This window comes from Mesorhizobium sp. M0862 (genome assembly GCF_040319795.1).
Classification (GTDB): Bacteria; Pseudomonadota; Alphaproteobacteria; order Rhizobiales; family Rhizobiaceae; genus Mesorhizobium.
Genome location: NZ_JAMYOJ010000008.1, coordinates 13,390 through 28,920 on the forward strand (window position 1 = coordinate 13,390; position 15,531 = coordinate 28,920).

The 15,531-nt window shown below is 60.8% G+C and carries 15 protein-coding genes; 9 read left to right on the forward strand and 6 right to left on the reverse strand.

Features of this window, described 5'->3' with window-relative positions:
• Window positions 1-37 precede the first annotated feature (37 nt).
• Both NKI15_RS14045 and sseA read right to left on the reverse strand, forming a co-directional pair.
• On the reverse strand, window positions 38-601 hold the full coding sequence (locus NKI15_RS14045) for a GNAT family N-acetyltransferase (RefSeq protein ID WP_023708492.1): 564 nt from the start codon (window positions 599-601) through the stop codon (window positions 38-40).
• Window positions 602-606: 5 nt separating this feature from the next.
• Window positions 607-1,458 carry a 3-mercaptopyruvate sulfurtransferase gene (gene sseA, locus NKI15_RS14050; RefSeq protein ID WP_023706531.1) on the reverse strand — a complete coding sequence of 284 codons (852 nt, stop codon included), beginning with the start codon at window positions 1,456-1,458 and terminating at the stop codon, window positions 607-609.
• A gap of 207 nt (window positions 1,459-1,665) precedes the next feature.
• Between sseA and NKI15_RS14055 the strand changes: the two genes are divergently transcribed.
• Genes NKI15_RS14055 through NKI15_RS14065 form a run of 3 tightly spaced genes read left to right on the forward strand, consistent with a single transcriptional unit; the run spans window position 1,666 to window position 3,784 of the window.
• Window positions 1,666-2,097, forward strand: coding sequence for a hypothetical protein (locus NKI15_RS14055; protein ID WP_023672793.1), 432 nt, complete (start codon window positions 1,666-1,668; stop codon window positions 2,095-2,097).
• Window positions 2,097-2,963 (forward strand): alpha/beta hydrolase, encoded by an 867-nt coding sequence (locus tag NKI15_RS14060; RefSeq protein ID WP_352515192.1) that lies wholly within the window; start codon window positions 2,097-2,099, stop codon window positions 2,961-2,963. Before NKI15_RS14055 ends, NKI15_RS14060 begins: the two co-directional genes overlap by 1 nt.
• A 32-nt stretch (window positions 2,964-2,995) precedes the next feature.
• Window positions 2,996-3,784 carry a Stf0 family sulfotransferase gene (locus NKI15_RS14065; RefSeq protein ID WP_023706529.1) on the forward strand — a complete coding sequence of 263 codons (789 nt, stop codon included), beginning with the start codon at window positions 2,996-2,998 and terminating at the stop codon, window positions 3,782-3,784.
• Window positions 3,785-3,793: 9 nt separating this feature from the next.
• On the opposite strand, the gene NKI15_RS14070 is transcribed toward NKI15_RS14065, so the two are convergent.
• Complete coding sequence (locus tag NKI15_RS14070) at window positions 3,794-5,044, reverse strand: cytochrome P450 (RefSeq protein ID WP_352515193.1); 1,251 nt, start codon at window positions 5,042-5,044, stop codon at window positions 3,794-3,796.
• Between the two features lie 172 nt (window positions 5,045-5,216).
• Here NKI15_RS14070 and NKI15_RS14075 point away from each other — a divergent pair, with 172 nt between their 5' ends.
• Together NKI15_RS14075 and NKI15_RS14080 are read left to right on the forward strand one after the other, a co-directional pair.
• Window positions 5,217-6,143 (forward strand): Lpg1974 family pore-forming outer membrane protein, encoded by a 927-nt coding sequence (locus tag NKI15_RS14075; RefSeq protein WP_156932460.1) that lies wholly within the window; start codon window positions 5,217-5,219, stop codon window positions 6,141-6,143.
• Window positions 6,144-6,194: 51 nt separating this feature from the next.
• Window positions 6,195-7,052 (forward strand): alpha/beta fold hydrolase, encoded by an 858-nt coding sequence (locus tag NKI15_RS14080; RefSeq protein WP_023708490.1) that lies wholly within the window; start codon window positions 6,195-6,197, stop codon window positions 7,050-7,052.
• 53 nt (window positions 7,053-7,105) lie between these two features.
• Here the strand turns inward: NKI15_RS14080 and NKI15_RS14085 are convergent, their stop codons facing one another.
• Together NKI15_RS14085 and NKI15_RS14090 are read right to left on the reverse strand one after the other, a co-directional pair.
• Complete coding sequence (locus NKI15_RS14085; protein WP_352515194.1) at window positions 7,106-7,849, reverse strand: alanyl-tRNA editing protein; 744 nt, start codon at window positions 7,847-7,849, stop codon at window positions 7,106-7,108.
• Window positions 7,849-8,883 carry a cysteine synthase A gene (locus NKI15_RS14090; RefSeq protein ID WP_023816020.1) on the reverse strand — a complete coding sequence of 345 codons (1,035 nt, stop codon included), beginning with the start codon at window positions 8,881-8,883 and terminating at the stop codon, window positions 7,849-7,851. The genes NKI15_RS14085 and NKI15_RS14090 overlap by 1 nt, the downstream gene beginning before the upstream one ends.
• A 214-nt stretch (window positions 8,884-9,097) precedes the next feature.
• Between NKI15_RS14090 and NKI15_RS14095 the strand changes: the two genes are divergently transcribed.
• Both NKI15_RS14095 and NKI15_RS14100 read left to right on the forward strand, forming a co-directional pair.
• A complete protein-coding gene (locus tag NKI15_RS14095) occupies window positions 9,098-9,919 on the forward strand; it encodes an SDR family oxidoreductase (protein WP_023698793.1) in 822 nt (273 codons plus the stop codon).
• 70 nt (window positions 9,920-9,989) lie between these two features.
• Window positions 9,990-10,970, forward strand: a complete 981-nt coding sequence (locus NKI15_RS14100; RefSeq protein ID WP_352886241.1) for an alpha/beta hydrolase — start codon at window positions 9,990-9,992, stop codon at window positions 10,968-10,970.
• A 93-nt stretch (window positions 10,971-11,063) separates the two neighbouring features.
• Here NKI15_RS14100 and NKI15_RS14105 read toward each other — a convergent pair whose 3' ends face one another.
• Entirely contained in the window at window positions 11,064-12,500 is a 1,437-nt protein-coding gene (locus tag NKI15_RS14105) for a DEAD/DEAH box helicase (protein WP_031246530.1), read from the reverse strand.
• Window positions 12,501-12,906: 406 nt separating this feature from the next.
• Between NKI15_RS14105 and NKI15_RS14110 the strand changes: the two genes are divergently transcribed.
• Window positions 12,907-14,439, forward strand: a complete 1,533-nt coding sequence (locus NKI15_RS14110) for an acyl-CoA carboxylase subunit beta (RefSeq protein WP_023743038.1) — start codon at window positions 12,907-12,909, stop codon at window positions 14,437-14,439.
• Window positions 14,440-14,592: 153 nt separating this feature from the next.
• On the forward strand, window positions 14,593-15,516 hold the full coding sequence (locus tag NKI15_RS14115) for a M48 family metallopeptidase (protein WP_198021014.1): 924 nt from the start codon (window positions 14,593-14,595) through the stop codon (window positions 15,514-15,516).
• Window positions 15,517-15,531: the final 15 nt, after the last annotated feature.

The window sequence follows — 15,531 nt, forward strand, 5'->3', positions numbered from 1 at the left end:
GCGGTCGGTCTCGCAAACAAGCCGGCTAATTAGGATGTCATGGCCTCATGACGCTGGCCGAGCGCTCGGAGAACGACAGCGGATGCACGATCTCCTTCTTTTGCGCCACCGGCGCAAAACCGAGCTTCTGGTAGAGCGGCAAGGCCGCCGGATGGTCGAGCGTGCAGGTCTGCACCGTCACCCGCTTCGGCTGATACGACCAGGCGGCGGCGATCGCCGCGCCCAGGAACCAGCGGCCGATGCCTAGCCCGGTCGCATGCTCCATCATGCCGAAATAAGCGAGCTCGACCTCTTCCGGCAGATGCGGCTTGAGGTCGAAGAACCCGGCCGGCGCGCCGTCAAGATAAAGCACCCGGATGTCGCGGTCCTCGCGGTGAATGCCGGCCGCAAGCTCTTCATCGTGCAACCGCAGCACATTGACCCAATGCCATTTGCGCCCCACCCGATCCATCAGATAGCGGTAGAAATGCAGCGGAATGTCCTTGGTCTTCAACAGCGCGATCTGCCTGTTGTAGGGCAGCGGCGGTGAATAGGCCGGCGGCACATGCATTTCCAGAAACGTCACCGTGACTTCGATGTCTTCCAGCACACCGTTTTCCATCGCCGTCATTCCTTGCCCGTTGCAACGGGCGTATCTGATAGCCCGCCCCATTCCGTCCATGAGCCGTCATAGAGCCGGTTGTCGGTGTGACCGAGCGTCTCCAGCGCCAGCGTGATGACCGCCGCCGTCACGCCGGAACCGCACGAGGTCACGATCGGTTTCGACAGATCGATGCCGGCATCTTCAATGGCCTTGCGCAACTGGTCCTTCGACAGCAGCGCGCCGTCCTGCGACAGCGCCGAATAAGGCAGGTTGCGCGCACCAGGCATGTGACCGGAGCGAACGCCGGCGCGAGGCTCAGGCTCGGTGCCGGCGAAACGGCCGGCGCCACGGGCGTCGGCAATCTGGCTTTCTTTCGTTTCGACGATGCGACGCATGTCGGCTAGGCTGGCGAGGCGGGCGGCGTCGAAATCTGCGTGGAACACGTTTGGCGCGATCTTGGTCGGCTCCGCCGTCACCGGCCGGCCGGCCGCCTTCCAGCGGTCGAAGCCGCCATCCAGCACATAGGCCTGGAACACGCCCATGACACGGAACATCCACCAGGCGCGCGGCGCCGAGAAGAAGCCCGGACCGTCATAGACGACGATGGTGTCGTCGGCCGAAATACCCATGGCGCCGACATATTGCGCGAAATGCTGCGGCGAAGGCAGCGTGTGCGGCAGCTTGGCATCTGGGTCCGAGGCCGCATCCTGGTCGAAGAAGCGCGCACCCGGAATATGCGCTGCCTCATATTCGGCGCGTGCATCGCGCTTCTGCGCCGGCAGGTACCAGGACGCATCGACGATCGTCAGGCCGGGCTCGCCAAGACGGCTCTGCAACCAGTCCGCATCGACTGTGAAAGGGCTGTCATCGGCCATCGTTGTTCTCCTGCCTTGTTGGCCGACTACTATATTTTGGCGGCCATTCGGTTCCGGATCCTGTTTGGCCCGACAATCTGAATGCGCAGCGAGCGCACGACGTAGTCAGCCGCAGCAGGTGTGTTGATTCTGATTGTTTTCGTGTTTCGTGGCGAGTACGGAGTGATGGTTATGATCTGGGATGGGCGGGGTCAATAAAATCTCGACATGAGCAATCTCTTGTTTTCCCGAACTCCGAGCAATCCGGCTTCGCTCGGGCTTGTTTGCAATTTTCTTGCACACTATCCGCCTTTCGATGGTTACGAGTTCGGCTTGATGGTGAAGACGCTACGCTATCAAATGGATCAGCAGACACATATGATCGGCTCGATCGACGACGTTATCGTGGCCTACGTTGGATGGATCCAGACCAGTCGCGAGATAGCGGAGGCATGGGCGAAGAATGGCGGTCCGCTCAATCCTTTTCCCGGCGGCGACGCTACCGCCGTCACGGTGCTGGCGACGCGGTCTTCGTCCCATATCCTGCCACTTATCAAGAACGCCAAGCTCATAAACCTTGACAAGTCGGTGTTCTGGAAACGCGACTTCATTGACAACCGCGGCTCGGTCAAGCGTGCCGTCCGCAAGCGCGACATCTGATGAGTTCGGCCAAGCCTGCCGAGGCACTGACGCAAGAAATACTTATCCGGCTGGATGACCGGTATGCCGCAATGTTCGTGCGCATCTGGCGGCCAGCCGGCACGCCTCACGCCACAGTTTTCTGCCTTCACGGCTTCACCGGCAATGGTGCCGATTTTAACTACCTCGCCACATTCTTGTGCCGCAATGGTTTCCTGGTTGTCTGCCCAGACCTGTTGGGGCGCGGGCGTAGCGCCTATCTGGGCTCCGGCTACGACATCAACGTCTATTCCAAGTGCCTGCGCGCGCTTGGCGAGTTCGCCGGCACGGAGAACCACTTCATCGGCACTTCGTGGGGCGGCACGATCTTGCTGTTGTTTCTGCACATGACTCGCTCCAAGGCCACGAAAATCGTTCTCAACGACGTTCCAATGCTCGGCGGGCCTAAGGTCGACGCTATGAGAGACGTCGTCATGAAGGAAAGTGCGCTTAAATTTGAGAGCCGTGCGGCTGCCAAGGACTATCTGGCCACCACCAGATCCCTCATGGGGCCGGTCGAGGACGCAGTGTTCAATCGCTATGTGGAGAACCGGATCGCAGCCGGTCCCGAGGGCTTCCGGCTCGCCTATGACCCCGCAACGACGGGAAATTTTGGCGCACTGACCGGCCGCCAATACGATCTTTTCCCAATCGCTGCCAAGATCGACGCCCGCGTTCTGTTGATGTACGGCCGCGACAGCCAATTCGTCGACCGGCAGGCCATCGAGCGCACACGGCTCGCACGGCCTGATCTGTGGCTTGTCGACAACATCGATGCTGGCGATCCGCCATCGCTGATGACGCTGGACCAGGCTCTGCTCATCCTGGGGTTCCTGTCTGCGGCCTAAATCTGGCGTGTGATTGTGGGTTGGTTCCGGATATGCATTTCGACGATTTGTACAGTGAATACATCTCGGCGACCTATGATCGCCAAAGCTCAACCGAAAATCCCGCCAAGATCCTGATTTGCACCACTCCGCGAACGGCCGGGCATTCCTATTGCCAAACCTTGCAACAGTTCGGCTTGGGAATCCCAACCGAGTATTTTCAGTGGCAGTATGCCTTGCCGCTGATGATACGCTGGTCGGCCGACAACACAATTGATCTTGAAAAACTCAACGAGCGGGCAATGGCCTATGGTCGCCAGCTCCTGGCGAAAAGGACTGAGAACGGTGTGTTCGCCGCCAAGATTTTTTTTGAAAACCTGCCATTCGCACGCAATTCAATCGGCAACGACGACGGCAACTCGTTCTATGTCTTCCTCTCAAGAAGAAACAAGGTGGATCAAACCATAAGCCTGCTTTCGATGCTCCATACTGGCCAGCCGTTCGACAGTCGGGAGACGCTGCCTGGAATCCCCAAGGTGACAATTTTGACCGAGAGGGTTGCCAGGGATACCGCCCAACATATTTTCGACAGCGAAATCAGGTGGAAAAATTACCTGAACACCCTTGATCAGAGCAGAGTGGCTGAGGTCTGCTACGAGGACTTCATCGCCAACCAGCAGGAAAACGTTTCCGCCACGATGAGCAACTGGTTCCCAGGTTTCGAGTTGAAATCAAAAGCCGTATCGACGGGTGCGCGCTATGCGCATGATGCCGAACTCAAGGCGATGATCAAAAGGCAATTTGGGGACTATGTCGCTCGGTTTTGGCAGGACCATGCCTGACCCTGCGTTTCATCGACGCGAAACACTGACGGAGGCACCCTGCGCCGGGCGCAGTGCCAGCGCATAGTCGAACCGGATGACATCGTCGGCCCGGCTAAAAGCAAACTGGCGCACAATGGCAAGGACTGCCTCCCGAACTTCCAGCCGGCCGAGACGTGCGCCACCGCACATGCGCGGTCCGGTGAGGAAAGGAATGAAGGCCCTCCGATCAAAGCTGTTGTCGAGGAACTCCTTCCGGCTGGCATTGAAGACACGCGGGTTTGACCAGAAAGCCGGGTTCTGGTGCACGCCGACGATCGACACCATGATCAATTGTCCGGCGTAGAGACGCCGACCTTCGAGAACCGTATCGGCACCGACTTCCCGGGTCAGGAACGGAATCGGAGGGAAAAAGCGCATCGTCTCGTTGATCATGCAATCGGTATACGGCGTCTGCGCATCGCCCGAGAGAACCTCGGCATGGATACGGTCTTGCACCTGCTGGTTTGCCCCCAGTCGATCGATCACCCAAAGTGCGGTCGTCACCGATGTCTCGACGCCTGCGAAGAAGTTCATGACAAACTCCTCCACCGGCGAGAAGCCTTCGATATCTGTGGCTTCGCTTCTAAAGCGGTCCATCTCCGCAGCGGCGCGGGGATCCGCCATCAGCAGCGATGCGAAATCGGCGACCACCGCGCGAGCGTCCTGGATAGCGTTCCCACGTTCGGCGGTCGTCGGCGTCACCCAGGAATAATATTGGAGACGCCTCAGAACGTCGCGGACCCTGTCGAGCAGCAACAGCGTCGCCGCCATATCGGGAACAAGGCCGAAAGCCCTGTAAAATATGGTCATCGACGCGGCGAACAACGATTGCTGGATGGCTGGTAGCGTGGCGTCGCTACTGGACAGACAGGTGGCGAAGATTTCCGCAACGGGGTGCTGCTGCGCCGGCTTGGCGGCCGCCAAATAGACGTCCTGGGTGATGGTACGCCGGACCGACCAATCCTGATCGTTCGTGTTGAAACGGCTGAAACCGAGCGCCGAGATCAGGGAGAAGTTCTTCCGAAAGAGCTCCGGCGCCTTGACGATTGTGTCGACGGCTTCCGGATTGTCAAAGACAACCATGTTGCCGAAGTCGCTGGGCCGACCACTCGTTTCCGCCTGCCCGCCATGAGCAAAAAGCGCATAGACGAGGTTGTTGAGAACGCTTTCGATTTGTATCCGGTCGTCCATCGATGCCCCCCCGCGCAGCCGTAGACACCAGGCGGCCAGCGCCGACATCTCGACCAGAAACTCCTACGCTATCACATTCGATTCGCAGAGATAAAACGGGTTCTGTGGCAAACGCGTAACACTGCCCGATAAATGATTATGGCAGCTATGACGAAAGGTGCCGCTGCGGTAGTGTGCGAGTGGGCTAATATCAATTCAGATCGATTCCAGGCGGGGAAAAATGCGAAATCAGGTTTCAAGTAAGCTTCTTGCTACGGTTGCAGCGTCTGCCGCTTCGGTGACATCAGTTGGTGTGGTCGCGGCTCATGCCGCCGATGCACAGGTAACCGATCCTGCAGTGGTCGATTCCCGCATCAAGATTGCCTTCGAAGGCGCGGTCTATCAATCCAACGTCGACAAGCTTGGCGATACCAGCGACAAGCTCGGCAGTGGCAATGATTTCGGCGATCTCTACGGATCAGTGGCGCTCACCAAAGCGATTTCTTCGGATGTGGACTGGAGGCTCGCTGGTACTTTTCACGCCGGCCAGGACAACGACTTTAGTCTGAATGTCCCGCAAAGTGGCGGCGTCATCGGCCTGTCGTTCGGCAACAGCTACAATTTCCAGACGCTCGACTTCGATATCGGCAAGCATGTCGAGGCGCAGGGCGCCGACATCCGGTTCTTCGGCGGTCTGCGCTTGCTGCACTCCAAGGAGAAGCTGAATTTCAATGTGAGCGCCACTCCCAATGATCCGGCCGACAAGGGCGGCAACGCTGACAAGCTTGGCTCATCCGAGTTCTACGGCATCGGTCCGCGCCTCGGCGCCGAAGTCTACTATCCGCTGGGTGAGACGTGGGGTCTTACCGGTGCGGTTTCGGGCTCGGCTATGTGGGGCCGACGGACGGACAAGTTTAGCCTCCACGAACATGAGAGCGATCCAAGCGATCCTACTCCTGATCCAGATATCAACGTCAGCGAAAGCCAGCATTCCAACAAGGTTGTTACCAGCATAGACCTTTCCGGTGGCGTGACTTTCAAACCGTGGGAAGATACCACGTTCACCGCAGGCTATCGGGTCGAACAGTGGCACAATCTGCTTGAGATGGCGGACAAGAGCACCCAGACATTCAACGGCCCGTTCCTGCGCCTCGAAGTCAAGATGTAGGCCGGCGGTTCGAGCCTCCCAACTCGGTCTACTGCTTCGAATGGATTGCAATTGACGGAACAGGAAGTGGCGTTTGAATCTAGGGTTGCCGTCAATGGCAACGTCAAACTGCACTACACAGCGGCGGGCTCAGGCCCGCCGATTGTGTTTCTGCATGGCATTCCGGATCACGGAATGGGCTGGCGCCGGCAGATGCAAGCGCTCTGCGACCGATATCGGGTGATCGCGCCGGACCTGAGGGGCTTCGGACAAAGCGATGGACCACAAGGCCATGGCAACTATGCGCTGACCCACCTGGTCAACGACGTGCTGGCTGTTCTTGCAGCGGAAAAGCTGACCCAGGCCGCTATTGTCGGCCATGACTGGGGTGGCATCATCGCATGGTGGCTGGCCGTACGCGTGCCGCAGGTCGTGCGCCATCTCATCCTGCTGTCGGCACCGCACCCCCGCAACTATCTGCGTGCGGTCGCCGATCCGGCCAATGCCGAGATCATCGGATATGTACGTGGCTTCCAGGTCCCGGGCGCCACCCAGATGCTGGACATCGACAAACTCGCCACCTGGGTCGCCGATCCGCAGGACAGGCAGGCCCTGACAGATTCGCTCAGGCGATCCGATCCGGAAGCGATGCTGGGCTACTACAGGGCCAACATACCGCTTGGCAGGGTGCCGGATCTGGGCCAGCTGCCTTTGGTCAAGGCGCCGACCCTTGTGCTGTTTGGCTCCGACGATCCCTATGTGCCGTCAAGCGCTTTTGACGGGACCTTCCGAGAAGTCGACAACGTTACCGCCGTGATTGCTTTGCCCGGGGCTGGCCACTTCATCCACCATCAAGCAGCCAAGTTTGTCACCGAGCAGATCGAAGCATGGGTTGAGCGATCACCGTCCAGTTTCCGACACCTTGGTTAAGCCAAGGTGTCTCAGACCGGCTGAGCAACATAGAGGCCACGTGCTATTTGACCCTAATTCGCCGGCATTGGTCCGAAGCGAATGCGAAAACGCCGGTTTTCGCGGCCCTTCTTCTCGATCTTGCCGATATGGATTTCACCGACTTCGCCGGTGCTTTTGACATGGGTGCCGCCGCAGGGCTGGCTGTCGATCGAAGCGTTGTCGCCGATGCAGACCAGGCGGATCTTGCCGGTGCCGGCGGGCGGCCGGACAGTCTTGGATTTCACCAGGCCAGGATTGGCTGCCAGTTCCTCGTCGGTGATCAGCCTGACGAAGATCGGATGATCGGCCCGCACCAGCTCCATCAGCCCGGCGGTGACGTCTTCCCTGGTGAAGCCGGCATCGGGAGCGTCGAAGTCGACGCGGCTGTCATCTTCGGAAACCGCAGCACCGGTAATCGGAAACGGACAGACGACGGTGAGCAAATGGCAAGCTGCGTGCATGCGCATCAGGAGATGCCGCCGCTCCCAGTCGATGGCGAGTTTCACCCGCTCGCCCACCTCGGGTGCCGGCTGCTCCGGCGCCGGCACATGGATGATCTCGTCCTTGGTCTCGCCGGTGATGGTGGCGGCAATGGCGATGCGGCTGCCGTCCGCGCGCTCTAATGTGCCGGTATCGCCAGGCTGGCCGCCCGATGTGGCATAGAAGATGGTCCGGTCGAGAATGATGCCGCCGCGCTCGTTGATGGCGACAACGGTGGCGTCAGCCTCTCTGAGATAGGCGTCGTCGCGAAACAGCGCTTCTGTTCTGTGCGCCATCAGGCGACCTTCTCATACGGCACCGAAATTGTGCTGCGCTCATCCATCCAGCCCGGCACCGGCAGGTTCTTCTCACGCAGGAATTCCGGGTTGAACAGCTTCGACTGGTAGCGCGTGCCATAGTCGGCAAGGATGGTCACGATGGTGTGGCCGGGGCCAAGCTCGCGCGCCAGCCGGATCGCGCCGGCAATGTTGATGCCGGTCGAACCGCCGACGCACAGGCCTTCTTCCTGGATCAGGTCGAAGACGATCGGCAGCGCCTCTTCGTCCGGCACCTGGAACGAGAAGTCCGGCGTGAACCCATCGAGATTTGCCGTGATGCGCCCCTGCCCTATCCCTTCGGTGATCGAGCTGCCGTCGGACTTCAATTCGCCACTGGTGTAGAAGGAATAGAGCGCCGCACCCAGCGGATCGGCGAGCGCGATCTTGACGTTGCTGCTCTTGGCCTTCAGCCCGAAGGCGACGCCGGCCAGCGTTCCGCCCGAACCCACCGCCGAGACGAAACCGTCGACCTTGCCGCCGGTCTGCATCCAGATTTCTTCCGCCGTGGTGCGGATATGGCCGTCGCGATTGGCAACGTTGTCGAACTGGTTGGCCCAGATCGCGCCGTTCGGCTCCGACCTCGCCATCTGCTCGGCCAACCGCCCCGACAGTTTCACGTAATTGTTGGGGTTCTTGTAAGGCACCGCCGGCACTTCGATCAGCTCGGCACCAAGCAGCTTGATCGTGTCCTTCTTTTCCTGGCTCTGGGTGTCGGGAATAACGATCACTGTGCGATAGCCCAGCGCCTTGGCAACCAGCGTCAGGCCAATGCCGGTATTGCCTGCCGTGCCTTCGACGATGACCCCGCCCGGCTTCAACAGCCCGCGCTGTTCGGCGTCGCGGATGATGAACAGGCCGGCGCGATCCTTGACCGACTGGCCGGGGTTCATGAACTCGGCCTTGCCCAGGATCTCGCAGCCGGTCTGCTCCGAGGCCTTGTTGAGGCGGATCAGGGGCGTGTTGCCGATCGCTTCGATCACAGAACGGGGCATCCGGGATTCCTTATGTAGCTGCGGCGAGACCCTAGAAACCCGAAGCTTGCGTTTCAAGGCAAGAATTCGCCTGGTCCAGTCGCATTTCGGGCACTGCAATCTCCCGCGGCCGGACAACGCGCGATGACGATCATTTCAACCAGTACGGAAAAGCGCTCTTTTCATTCGATTTTTTCACCGCTAGAGCACTAATGACAGATCGGCAGGGCGCAGAATGACACTTTACCGGGCCAACCCGAAGCACGGCGTCGCCTGGATAACCGGCGGCAGCAGCGGCATCGGCCGTGCGCTGGCCAAGGACCTCGCGGCAAAGGGCTTTGTCGTCGCGGTCACCGCACTCGACGGCGACCCACTCGACGCGCTCATCGTCGAGACGGCGCAGATGCCGGGACGTGTCGTCGCCTACCCTTGCGACGTCACCGATGAGCCGCGCATGGCAAGCACGGTGGCGGCGATTGAAAAGGAGCTCGGGCCGATCGTGCTCGCCGTCTTCAACGCCGGCAACTACATCGCCACGCCCGGCGAAGACCTCAGGGTCCGCGACTTTCGCCAGACCTTCGAGGTCAACTATTTCGGTATCATCAATGGCCTCGTCCCGCTCATGGAGCGCATGCGCATCCGTGCGCGCGGCCATATTGTGCTTGTCGGATCGGTTACCGCCTATTTCGGCTGGCCGACCACGGCGGCCTATGGCGGCTCGAAGGCGGCGATCAACATCTTGGCCGAGTCGCTGAAATACGATTTCGACAAGATGAATGTCCGGATCCAGGTGATGAATCCGGGCTTCATCGACACGCCGCTGACCGAAAAGAACATGCTGCCGATGCCGGGACTGATGCCGGTCAACCGCGCCTCGCGCCGCATGCTGCGCGGCATCGAGCATGGCGGCTTCGAGGTTACCTTCCCTCACCGGCTGAGCTGGGGGCTGAAGGTGCTGGCACTGCTGCCAAGGCCAGTCTGCCGGTGGTTCATCAGCACGGCGACCCGCTGGACAGGGCGGCCGCTGAATTTCGACCGCAAGCCGCCGAACCAATAGCTGTCCACAGTCCGGCTGTTGCCTGACTGCACCGGCCGCCATAGGCTTTAGAATTGTTGTGGAGTCTGAGATGGGGCGACGGATCGTGCTTGCGGTGCTGGGCGTCGTCATCATCCTTGTCTTGGCCCTCCTGCTTGGTCCGCGCGTTCCCGTCGACACAACAATCAGCTTCGACCCCAAAGTGATCGGCGACGATCCGCAAGCGTATATTGCGCGCGAAGAGGCTGCCGTGCCCAACGTTCGCGACGGGCTCGAGAAAGAAATCATCTGGGCCGATCCGATGGTTCACGCCAGGACGCCATTGGCGATCGTCTATATCCATGGCTTTTCGGCATCGAAGGGCGAGGTTCGCCCGCTGGCCGACGAGGTCGCCGACCAACTCGACGCCAACCTTTTCTACACCCGCCTCACCGGTCATGGGCAGGACGGCGCTGCTATGGCGCAAGGCAGCGTCAATGCCTGGATCAACGACTATGAGGAGGCGCTCGCCATCGGCCGAGCCATCGGCGACAAGGTGATCGTCATCGGCACCTCGACCGGTGGATCGCTGGCGGCATGGGCGGCGACTGAGCCTGGCGCATCGGACGGCGTCGCTGCAATCGCATTCATCTCGCCGAATTTTGGCATCAGGGCTTCAGGCGCCGAGCTGCTGACCATGCCCTGGGGCAGGCAGATCGCCGATTTCGTCGGCGGCAAGGAGCGCAGCTTTCCGACCCGCAACGCGCTGCACGAGAAACTCTGGACGCACACATATCCAATGGCAGCTGTGCTACCGATGGCGGCGCTGACCAACCTTGCCTACGCAGCGCCTGTGGAGAAGGCAATCATACCGGCGCTGTTCATCTTCTCGGATTCCGACAAGGTGGTGCGCCAGGATCGCACCCGCGAAATCGCCGGCCGCTGGGGCGCACCGCATGAACTGGTGCCCGTCGACGACAATGGCGATCCCGACGACCACGTCATTGCCGGCGACGCGCTGTCGCCCTCGACCACGGCTTTCCTGGCGCAGCGGATCGTCGTGTGGGTGAAGGCAATTACCGGGCAGCCCTAAACGAAAAGGACGGCCGAAGCATTGCCCCGGCCGTCCTCATATTCAATCGTCAGCAATCAAGCCAGGCTCGACGAGCCTGACCGGTTCGTCTGATCAGGCAGCCCGCGCAGCGGGCCGCTTGCCGCCGAAGCGGCGCTTGTTGTTGCCCTTGAAGGCCTTGGCGCCTTCCGGCTTGCGCTCGCTTGCACCCGCAAAGGCCGGCTTGTCACCAAAACGCTTCTTGGCGAAGCCGTTGTTCTGGCCACCGGGCCGCCTGCCGTCGCGACGGCCATTGCGGTCGTTGCGATCATTGGCGGGCTCGAAGCGCTCGTTCTTTTCGGCCGGATTGCGCACCGGATCCGGGCTGCCGAGATGGTCGGCAACGATCGGCAGCTTGCTGCGGATGATGCGCTCGACCTGACGCAGCTTGCTGTTTTCGGAAGGATCGCAAAGCGTGATGGCGATGCCGTCCATGCCGTTACGGCCGGTACGGCCGATGCGGTGGACATAGCTTTCGGCCTCATCCGGCAGATCGAAATTCACCACATGGCTGATGCCGGGGACGTCGATGCCGCGCGCCGCGATGTCGGTAGCCACGAGAATGCGCACCGAGCCCTCGCGGAAATCGTTGAGCGCCTTCTGGCGGGCGTTCTGCGACTTGTTGCCGTGGATGACGGCGGCCTTGAAGCCGTCGCGTTCGAGGTCCTTGGTCACCCGGTCGGCGCCATGTTTGGTGCGCGAAAAGATGATGACGGACTTCATCGCTTCGTCGGCGAGCATCGTCGACAGCACCTGGCGCTTCTGCTTTGTGCGGGCAAAGACAACGCCCTGCACGATTTCGGCAGCAGCGGTGCTCTGCGGCGCGACTTCGACGCGGATCGGGTTCTTCAACAGGCCCTTCGCCAGCTCGGCGATTTCGTTGGGCATGGTGGCCGAGAACAGCACCGTCTGACGGTCGGGCGCGGTCGCCTTGGCGATCCGCTTGACGTCGTTGATGAAGCCCATATCGAGCATGCGGTCGCCCTCGTCCAGCACCAGCCATTTGGTGTCGGAGAGAATCAAGTCGCCCTCGCGCACCAGGTCGGTCAGGCGGCCGGGCGTGGCGATCAGGATGTCGACGCCGGGAGCGACCTTCTTCACCTGGCTGAAGCGCGAGACGCCGCCAAGCACGAGAGCGGTCGAGACATGCGCGCCCTTGGCGAGGATCTTGATGGTGTCCTCGATCTGGACGGCGAGTTCGCGCGTCGGCGCCAGGATCAGCGCACGAGTGGTCTTGGCTCGGCGCTTGGTGCCGAGCGCGATGATCTTCGACAGGATCGGCAGCGCGAAGGCAGCGGTCTTGCCGGAGCCGGTCTGGGCGATGCCGAAGATATCACGGCCTTCCATCTGCGGCGGGATCGCCTGCGTCTGGATCGGCTTCGGCTCGGTGAAGCCGGCGCCATGCGTCGCCTTGAGCAGCGCGCCCGTAATTCCAAGGGCTGCGAAACCGGTGAGCTCCGCAGTGTTGCCGGTCGAGATAGCGTTACCGGCTGAGGTGTTTTCGTTGGTCAAAATAGTCTTCTTTCACGCGGTCTTGGCCGCAAATATCGATGGCGGCAGGGCGCAACCTGCCGTCGAAAATTTGATATGAAACGACAAGGCGGGCGGACGGAAACGTCCACTCGGCTGCGCTGTCGTGCCCGCAGGCGTCATGCCACGGGACTCTTTCGCCACTTCGTGATGTATCGGAAAGAGGGGCCGATATACCGGAAAGAGGGAAAACAGACGCAACCAGTCTCATTTGTCGAGAAGGCCGGAATCTCCGGCCCAAGCGCCTATGGGCTGCATATGGCTGAGTTCGCTCCGGAATACAAGGGGCCACATGTTGCAGCGCAATAATCGAGGCCGAAAGCGGCGCTTGCACACGCCTGCAGGCATCATTACCACAAATGCAGCTTCCATTTCTGGAGACCGAGCGATGAAGGATGTGCTGAAGGAACTCGAGCGCCGCCGCGAGATCGCCCGCATGGGCGGCGGCCAGACCCGCATCGACGCCCAGCACAAGAAGGGCAAGCTGACGGCGCGCGAACGTATCGAGGTCTTTCTCGACGAAGGCTCGTTCGAGGAGTTCGACATGTATGTCGAGCATCGCTCGACCGATTTCGGCATGGAGAAGACCAAGATCGCAGGCGATGGCGTCGTCACCGGCTGGGGCACGGTCAATGGCCGTCCGGTCTATCTCTTCGCCAAGGACTTTACCGTCTTCGGCGGCTCGCTGTCGGAGGCGCATGCCGAAAAGGTCATCAAGGTGCAAGAGATGGCGTTGCGCAATCGCGCGCCGATCATCGGTCTCTACGATGCCGGAGGCGCCCGCATCCAGGAAGGCGTGGCGGCGCTTGGCGGCTATGCCGAGATCTTTCAGCGCAACGTGCTGGCCTCCGGCGTCATACCGCAGATTTCCGTGATCATGGGGCCGTGCGCCGGCGGCGACGTCTATTCGCCTGCGATGACCGACTTCATCTTCATGGTGCGCGACACCTCTTATATGTTCGTCACCGGGCCGGATGTGGTGAAGACCGTAACCAACGAGACGGTGACGGCCGAGAGCCTTGGCGGCGCGTCCGTCCACACGACCAAATCCTCGATCGCCGATGGCGCCTACGACAATGACGTCGAGGCGCTGTTGCAGATGCGCCGGCTGGTCGATCTGCTGCCGGCGTCCAACACGTCGGAGCTTCCGGAGGTCGAATGCTATCAGTCGGTCACCGACCATGATCTGTCGCTCGACCGGCTGATCCCGGACAACGCCAACAAGCCCTATGATATCAAGGAGTTGATCCTCAAAGTTGCCGACGAAGGCGACTTCTTCGAGATCCAGCAGAACTTCGCCAAGAACATCGTCACCGGGTTTGGCCGCGTCGAGGGCCGTACCGTCGGCTTCGTCGCCAACCAGCCGATGGTGCTGGCCGGCGTGCTCGATTCCGACGCAAGCCGCAAGGCGGCGCGCTTCGTGCGCTTCTGCGACTGTTTTTCCATTCCCATCGTCACCTTCGTCGACGTGCCGGGCTTCCTGCCCGGCACCGCGCAGGAATATGGCGGCCTGATCAAGCATGGCGCGAAACTCCTGTTTGCCTACGCCGAGGCGACCGTGCCGAAAATCACGGTCATCACCCGCAAAGCCTATGGCGGCGCCTATGACGTGATGGCCTCAAAGCACCTGCGTGGCGACATGAACTATGCCTGGCCGACGGCGCAGATCGCGGTGATGGGGGCGAGAGGCGCGGTCGAGATCATCTACCGTAAGGATATCGGCGACGCCGAAAAGATCGCAGCCCACACAAAGTCTTACGAAGACCGCTTCCTGTCGCCCTTCGTCGCCGCCGAACGCGGCTATGTCGACGAGGTGATCATGCCGCATTCGACCCGCCGCCGCATCGCGCGGGCGCTGCGCATGCTGCGCAACAAGGACATGCAGAATCCCTGGAAGAAGCACGACAACATCCCGTTGTAACATCCAATGTCGCGACTGATCATCAGCGCCGGTCGGCGGTTTGGCAGGTTCACGGTCCTGTTTTTCGTTGTTCCCGCTCTCATCATCTTCTGCGTCTGGATGTCCCTGCTCGACAACCATCCAATCTGGTTTATCGCCAGCGGCTTCGTCGTCATGCCGATCGCCACCACGGCCTTGGCATTTCTGTTCGGCACATTGTTTGCGGGCTTCCGACGCAGCAAGATCAAAGGCGTCAGTGAAGCAGAAGCGCCCGGCCTGTGGGCGCTGTGGCGGAGCGTCGCCGGACCGCGCCGTGCTGCGCGCACGGTTGTCATACTAGAGGGCAACCTGAACGCCAGCGTGCGCGAAGAGCGCACGCTTCTCGGCCTTCTCGGCAATCGGCTGTTTCTAACCATTGGCATCCCTCTCCTCGCAGTGACCGATGAAAGAGCGCTTGCCGCGATCCTTGCCCATGAGGACGCGCATGTGCGCAACAAGGATACCAATGGCAGCCTCAATCTCGCTGAGTTCGAAAACGGTTTCGGATTTGTCTTCGAGTATGCCCCGCCCGGAACCACGATCACAGGCAGCCTGCTCCACGCCGCTATCGGCTGGCTGTCGCAATCGTTCGAGCGGGAAGAAATCCGGCTTTCGCGCGAAGCGGAGATCAAGGCAGATCGACACACGGCATCCTCCGGCGACGCCGAGCACGCCGCACGCGCGCTGTTGCTTCTTGCCACGGCAGACGTGCATTTCACGGAGACGGTCTATGACCCTTTGCAGCATGAATTGCGAGGTGCTTTGCGTCCGCCGCGACCGCCGCTCGAGCGCATGCTGGAAGCTGCCGGCCAGCTGCGAGAACCCATTTGCCTCGATGTTTGCGCCCGCAAGGCGTGGGCAAGCCCGGATGATGCAAAGTCCACCCATCCATCATGGGCTCAACGGCTGGCGGCGCTTGGCTACACGGAGCCGCCCGACCTGGACCCGATCGCCGTGACCGCGCTCTCGACGCTGCTGAACTCGAGCGTAGCACAGCGCCACATTTCGGAATTCGACACCAAATGGACTGCGCGGATGGAAGACTATCTCCAGCGCTGAACTGGTGGTCGCCCA

Excerpts from the sequence above, each read along its gene's own strand:
- NKI15_RS14045 (WP_023708492.1), bottom strand. The coding sequence starts at position 601 with ATGGAAAACGGTGTGCTGGAAGACATCGAAGTCACGGTGACGTTTCTG.
- sseA (WP_023706531.1), bottom strand. The coding sequence starts at position 1,458 with ATGGCCGATGACAGCCCTTTCACAGTCGATGCGGACTGGTTGCAGAGC.
- NKI15_RS14055 (WP_023672793.1), top strand. The coding sequence starts at position 1,666 with ATGAGCAATCTCTTGTTTTCCCGAACTCCGAGCAATCCGGCTTCGCTC.
- NKI15_RS14060 (WP_352515192.1), top strand. The coding sequence starts at position 2,097 with ATGAGTTCGGCCAAGCCTGCCGAGGCACTGACGCAAGAAATACTTATC.
- NKI15_RS14065 (WP_023706529.1), top strand. The coding sequence starts at position 2,996 with ATGCATTTCGACGATTTGTACAGTGAATACATCTCGGCGACCTATGAT.
- NKI15_RS14070 (WP_352515193.1), bottom strand. The coding sequence starts at position 5,044 with ATGTCGGCGCTGGCCGCCTGGTGTCTACGGCTGCGCGGGGGGGCATCG.
- NKI15_RS14075 (WP_156932460.1), top strand. The coding sequence starts at position 5,217 with ATGCGAAATCAGGTTTCAAGTAAGCTTCTTGCTACGGTTGCAGCGTCT.
- NKI15_RS14085 (WP_352515194.1), bottom strand. The coding sequence starts at position 7,849 with ATGGCGCACAGAACAGAAGCGCTGTTTCGCGACGACGCCTATCTCAGA.
- NKI15_RS14090 (WP_023816020.1), bottom strand. The coding sequence starts at position 8,883 with ATGCCCCGTTCTGTGATCGAAGCGATCGGCAACACGCCCCTGATCCGC.
- NKI15_RS14095 (WP_023698793.1), top strand. The coding sequence starts at position 9,098 with ATGACACTTTACCGGGCCAACCCGAAGCACGGCGTCGCCTGGATAACC.
- NKI15_RS14100 (WP_352886241.1), top strand. The coding sequence starts at position 9,990 with ATGGGGCGACGGATCGTGCTTGCGGTGCTGGGCGTCGTCATCATCCTT.
- NKI15_RS14110 (WP_023743038.1), top strand. The coding sequence starts at position 12,907 with ATGAAGGATGTGCTGAAGGAACTCGAGCGCCGCCGCGAGATCGCCCGC.
- NKI15_RS14115 (WP_198021014.1), top strand. The coding sequence starts at position 14,593 with ATGCCGATCGCCACCACGGCCTTGGCATTTCTGTTCGGCACATTGTTT.